This window comes from Rhizobacter sp. P3_B12 (assembly GCF_056402895.1).
Map to the genome: position 1 here is coordinate 1 of NZ_JBFUGN010000445.1, position 4,920 is coordinate 4,920.

At 67.6% G+C, this 4,920-nt stretch carries 3 protein-coding genes and 1 pseudogene; all 4 read left to right on the plus strand.

What is annotated here, in order from left to right:
- Positions 1–325, plus strand: a 325-nt coding sequence (locus AC1D01_RS20785) for a helix-turn-helix domain-containing protein (RefSeq protein ID WP_477869620.1), incomplete at its 5' end; no start/stop codon positions are given.
- Positions 300–932 (plus strand): 1,6-anhydro-N-acetylmuramyl-L-alanine amidase AmpD, encoded by a 633-nt coding sequence (gene ampD, locus AC1D01_RS20790; protein ID WP_477869621.1) that lies wholly within the window; start codon positions 300–302, stop codon positions 930–932. The genes AC1D01_RS20785 and ampD, both read left to right, overlap by 26 nt.
- Before the next feature lie 577 nt (positions 933–1,509).
- The gene (locus tag AC1D01_RS20795; protein ID WP_477869623.1) at positions 1,510–4,458 is read left to right on the plus strand and encodes a ribonucleoside-diphosphate reductase subunit alpha; all 2,949 of its coding nucleotides are present in this window, start codon (positions 1,510–1,512) and stop codon (positions 4,456–4,458) included.
- A gap of 154 nt (positions 4,459–4,612) precedes the next feature.
- Positions 4,613–4,920, plus strand: a pseudogene (locus AC1D01_RS20800) (ribonucleotide-diphosphate reductase subunit beta); the annotation flags it as partial.

The following is a 4,920-nucleotide window of genomic DNA, read 5'->3' on the forward strand; positions in this document are numbered from 1 at the left end:
GTTCAGCGACAGCGAGGCCTCGGAGTTCGAAGCCTCGCCGGTGGTGTCGGCCAAGCCGGCCGCTGCGGCCGCGACGGCAGAGGCGGTGCGCGCACCGGTCGTGCCGGTGCAGGCGCCGCTGCCGAGCGACCTCGCGGCCTACCTCGACGACATCGAGCGCGACGTGCTCGAACGTGCACTCGAGCGCTACCGCTACAACCGCACGGCCGCCGGCGCGAGCCTCGGGCTGTCGTTGCGCCAGATGCGCTACCGGATGGCCCGCCTGGGCGTCAACGTCGGCGGCACCGACGACCCGGTCGATGTCGAGCGCGGCGAACCCGGCTGAACCGGTTCGCGAGCCGGCGCGCGCCGTGCTGCAGATCGGCGCGGACGGCTGGTGCGAACAGGCCCGCCGCTGCGCGTCGCCGAACTTCGGCGCGCGGCCGGCCGGCTGCGCGGTCGAGCTGGCCCTCATCCATTCCATCAGCCTGCCGCCAGGCGAGTACGGCGGCGATGCGATCGAGCGGCTGTTCACGAACCGGCTCGACTGGGACGCGCACCCCTACTTCCAGCAGATCCGCGGGCTGCAGGTGTCGTCGCACTTCGTCGTGCGGCGCGACGGCGAGCTGCTGCAGTTCGTCTCGTGCAACGAGCGCGCATGGCACGCCGGCCGCTCGGCCTGGCGCGGGCGCGAGAACTGCAACGACTTCTCGGTCGGCGTCGAGCTGGAAGGGCTGGAGGGCGAGCGCTTCGAGGCGGCGCAGTACGCGCGGCTGCTGCCCTTGCTGCGCGCGCTCGCGCGGCGCTACCCGCTGCAGGGCGTGGCCGGGCACGAGCATGTCGCACCCGGCCGCAAGATCGATCCCGGCCCGGGCTTCGACTGGCCGCGCGTCACCGAGGGCCTGCGCTGGCATGGTCGGTATTTTCCCGAAGGCTTGCGCGCGCCGCGCTGAGTGCGGCACTGAGTGCCGCACTGAGTGACGCACGAGAGGGCCTGCGTTCGCATCGCGGCAAGCCAGTTTCCATCGGCGTCCGCGGCGCAAATCGGCGGGAGCGCGAGGCTGCGCGCGGATGCTCCGCGGCAGGTTCAGCGCTGGTGGGCGCCGAGGCTGCGCGAGGCCTCGAAAACGGCGCGTCGAGGTGAACCGACGCTTCATCCCCCTTGTTTGTCGGGACGCTATAGCTAGTGCTTGAAGGGTGGGGAGCCCCCAGATATAGTGTCCCTCGTGGTATTCTCTTGTCCCAACATCTTCAGGCCCGCGCCCGCCTTCTCTGCAGGGGTCAATGACGTGCGACGACACGTCATGACGAGCAGCAGCGACAGGGCGGCACCCGGGTCCCGCGTGTTGGCAAGCCGTTCCACAGCCTCACCCATCGCGCTCGTCCATCGTTCTTCACCGGTCCTTCTCATGCGTCTTCGGCGGCTCAGCGCCGGCGGCGCGCCGCAGCCTTGGCGCTGTGGGGTGGGTCCGGCGTGAGCCCTGGTCATTGAATCCATATCGCGTCGACAGACCACAAGAAGGGGTATCCATGCAAGCAGTCAGCAACGTCACTCCCAACGCCGCCTCCTCCACCAGCAGCACGCCGCGCAGCGGCACCGGCCCCGCGGCCTCCGCGTCGGCCTACCAGGGCTACCAGATCATCCGCCGCAACGGCGCGGTGGTGTCCTTCGAACCCAACAAGATCGCCGTCGCCCTGATGAAGGCCTTCCTCGCCGTGCACGGCACGCAGGGCGCGGCTTCGGCCAGCGTGCGCGAGACGGTCGACGGGCTGACCGAATCGGTCGTGCGCGCGCTGCTGCGCTCGCGCCCGGGCGGCGGCACCTTCCACATCGAGGACGTGCAGGACCACGTCGAGCTCGGCCTGATGCGCGGCGGCCACCACGAAGTGGCGCGCGCCTACGTGCTGTACCGCGAGCGCCGTTCGCAGGAGCGTTCGAAGCAGGGCCACGTGGCCGCTGCCGCGGCCGAGCCGGCGCTGACGGTGATCGACCGCGGCCAGCGCGTGCCGCTCGACTTCGCCCGCCTGCAGGTGCTGATCGAATCGGCCTGTGCCGACCTGGGCGCCGACGTCAAGCCCGACCCGATCCTGGCCGAGACGCGCCGCAACCTGTACGACGGCGTGCCGATCGATGAAGTGCACAAGGCCGCGATCCTGGCCGCGCGCACGCTGATCGAGAAGGACCCCGGCTACACCCGCGCCACCGCGCGGCTGCTGCTGCACACGATCCGCAAGGAGATCCTCGGCGAAGAGGTGCTGCAAGGCGAGATGCCGGCGCGCTACGCCGACTACTTCCCCGGCTTCATCAAGAAGGGCGTGCAGGCCGAGCGGCTCGACGAGAAGCTGCTGCAGTACGACCTGGTCCGCCTGGGCGCGGCGCTGAAGGCCGAGCGCGACCTGCAGTTCGACTACCTCGGCCTGCAGACGCTGTACGACCGCTACTTCCTGCACATCAACGAAGTGCGCATCGAGATGCCGCAGGCCTTCTACATGCGCGTCGCGATGGGCCTGGCGCTCAACGAGATCGACCGCGAAGCGCGCGCGATCGAGTTCTACGAAGTGCTGTCCAGCTTCGACTTCATGAGCTCCACGCCGACGCTGTTCAACGCCGGCACGCAGCGCTCGCAGCTGTCGAGCTGCTACCTGACGACCGTCGCCGACGACCTGGAAGGCATCTACGAGGCGCTGAAGGAGAACGCGCTGCTGTCGAAGTTCGCCGGCGGCCTCGGCAACGACTGGACCAACGTGCGCGCGCTCGGCTCGCACATCAAGGGCACCAACGGCAAGAGCCAGGGCGTCGTGCCGTTCCTGAAGGTCGTCAACGACACCGCCGTCGCGGTGAACCAGGGCGGCAAGCGCAAGGGTGCCGTCTGCGCCTACCTGGAAACCTGGCACCTCGACATCGAGGAGTTCCTGGAGCTGCGCAAGAACACCGGCGACGACCGCCGCCGCACCCACGACATGAACACCGCGAACTGGATTCCGGACCTGTTCATGCGCCGCGTGATGGAAGGCGCCGACTGGACGCTGTTCTCGCCGTCCAACTGCCCCGACCTGCACGACAAGTTCGGCAAGGCCTTCGAGGAGGCCTACACGCGCTACGAGGACAAGGCCGCGCGCGGCGAGATCAAGCTGTTCAAGAAGATCCCCGCCAAGGACCTGTGGCGCCGCATGCTCTCGATGCTGTTCGAGACCGGCCACCCGTGGATCACCTTCAAGGACGCCTGCAACGTGCGCTCGCCGCAGCAGCACGTCGGCGTCGTGCACTCGAGCAACCTGTGCACCGAGATCACGCTGAACACCAGCGAGACCGAGATCGCCGTGTGCAACCTGGGTTCGGTGAACCTGGTGCACCACCTGAAGCAGGTCGACGGCGCGGTGCAGATCGACCACGCGAAGCTGAAGAAGACCGTCGCCACCGCGATGCGCATGCTCGACAACGTGATCGACATCAACTACTACGCCGTCAAGAAGGCGCGTGACTCCAACCTGCGCCACCGCCCGGTGGGCCTGGGGATCATGGGCTTCCAGGACGCGCTGTACGAACTGCGCACGCCGTACGCCTCGGACGACGCGGTGTCGTTCGCCGACCGCTCGATGGAAGCCGTCTGCTACTACGCCTACTGGGCGTCGACCGAACTGGCGGCCGAGCGCGGCCGCTACTCCAGCTACCGCGGCTCGCTGTGGGACAAGGGCATCCTGCCGATCGACTCGCTCGACCTGCTGGCCGAGGCCCGCGGCGGCTATGTCGATGTCGACCGCAGCACGACGCTGGACTGGGCGGCGCTGCGCAGCCGCATCGCCGAGCACGGCATGCGCAACTCCAACTGCGTGGCGATCGCGCCGACCGCGACCATCTCGAACATCATCGGCGTCAGCGCGTCGATCGAGCCGTCGTTCGGCAACCTGTCGGTGAAGTCCAACCTGTCGGGCGAGTTCACCATCGTCAACGAGTACCTGGTGCGCGACCTGAAGAAGCTCGGCCTGTGGGACGACGTGATGGTGATGGACCTGAAGCACTTCGACGGTTCGCTGCGCCGCATCGACCGCGTGCCGGCCGACCTGAAGGCGCTGTACGCGACGGCCTTCGAGGTCGAGACGCAGTGGCTGGTCGAGGCCGCCGCGCGCCGCCAGAAGTGGATCGACCAGGCGCAGTCGCTGAACATCTACATGGCCGGCGCCTCGGGCAAGAAGCTCGACGAGACCTACAAGCTCGCATGGACGCGCGGCCTGAAGACCACCTACTACCTGCGCACCGTCGGCGCGACGCATGCCGAGAAGTCGACCGTGAAGGCAGGGCAGATGAACTCGGTGTCGAGCGGCGATGGCTCGTCGTCGATGATGGCGGCGCCGGTCGCTGCGGTGGTCGCGGCGCCGGTGATGACGGCCGCTGCGCCGGTGATCTCCGCATCGCAAGAGCCTGCGACCGACATCAAGTTCTGCGCGATCGACGACCCGACGTGCGAGGCTTGCCAGTGATGCGCTGAGCAACGCGCGTGCTCATCGCGAGTCTTCGCAAAAGCACGCGCGTTTTTCGATGCGACACAGCAACAGCGAAGTGCTCGCGATGTCAATAAGTGCTTGGTGTTTCAACACAACACTCTCATAATTCAACGCGTCAAGGAAGTCCACCATGTTGGTTTGGGAAGAAGACCTTAAACCCTCGATCTCTCACAAAGCGAGTCCCGCGCAGAGCCTGCCCTCTCAAGCGCGTGCGGTCGCTCCGTCTCCGGACTTCGATGCTGCGATCGCAGCACCTGCCTCACCCTTGATCACCACCTCCTCGAACACTTCCGACACGCCGGCGCCTGCCGCCGCGCGACGCGTGAAGGCCGCCGACAAGCGCATCATCAACGGCCGCACCGACGTCAACCAGCTGGTGCCGTTCAAGTACAAGTGGGCGTGGGAGAAGTACCTCGCGACCTGCGCGAACCACTGGAT

Bases quoted from the DNA above. Each gene is read 5' to 3' on its own strand.
- ampD (WP_477869621.1), top strand. From the start codon at position 300: ATGTCGAGCGCGGCGAACCCGGCTGAACCGGTTCGCGAGCCGGCGCGC.
- AC1D01_RS20795 (WP_477869623.1), top strand. From the start codon at position 1,510: ATGCAAGCAGTCAGCAACGTCACTCCCAACGCCGCCTCCTCCACCAGC.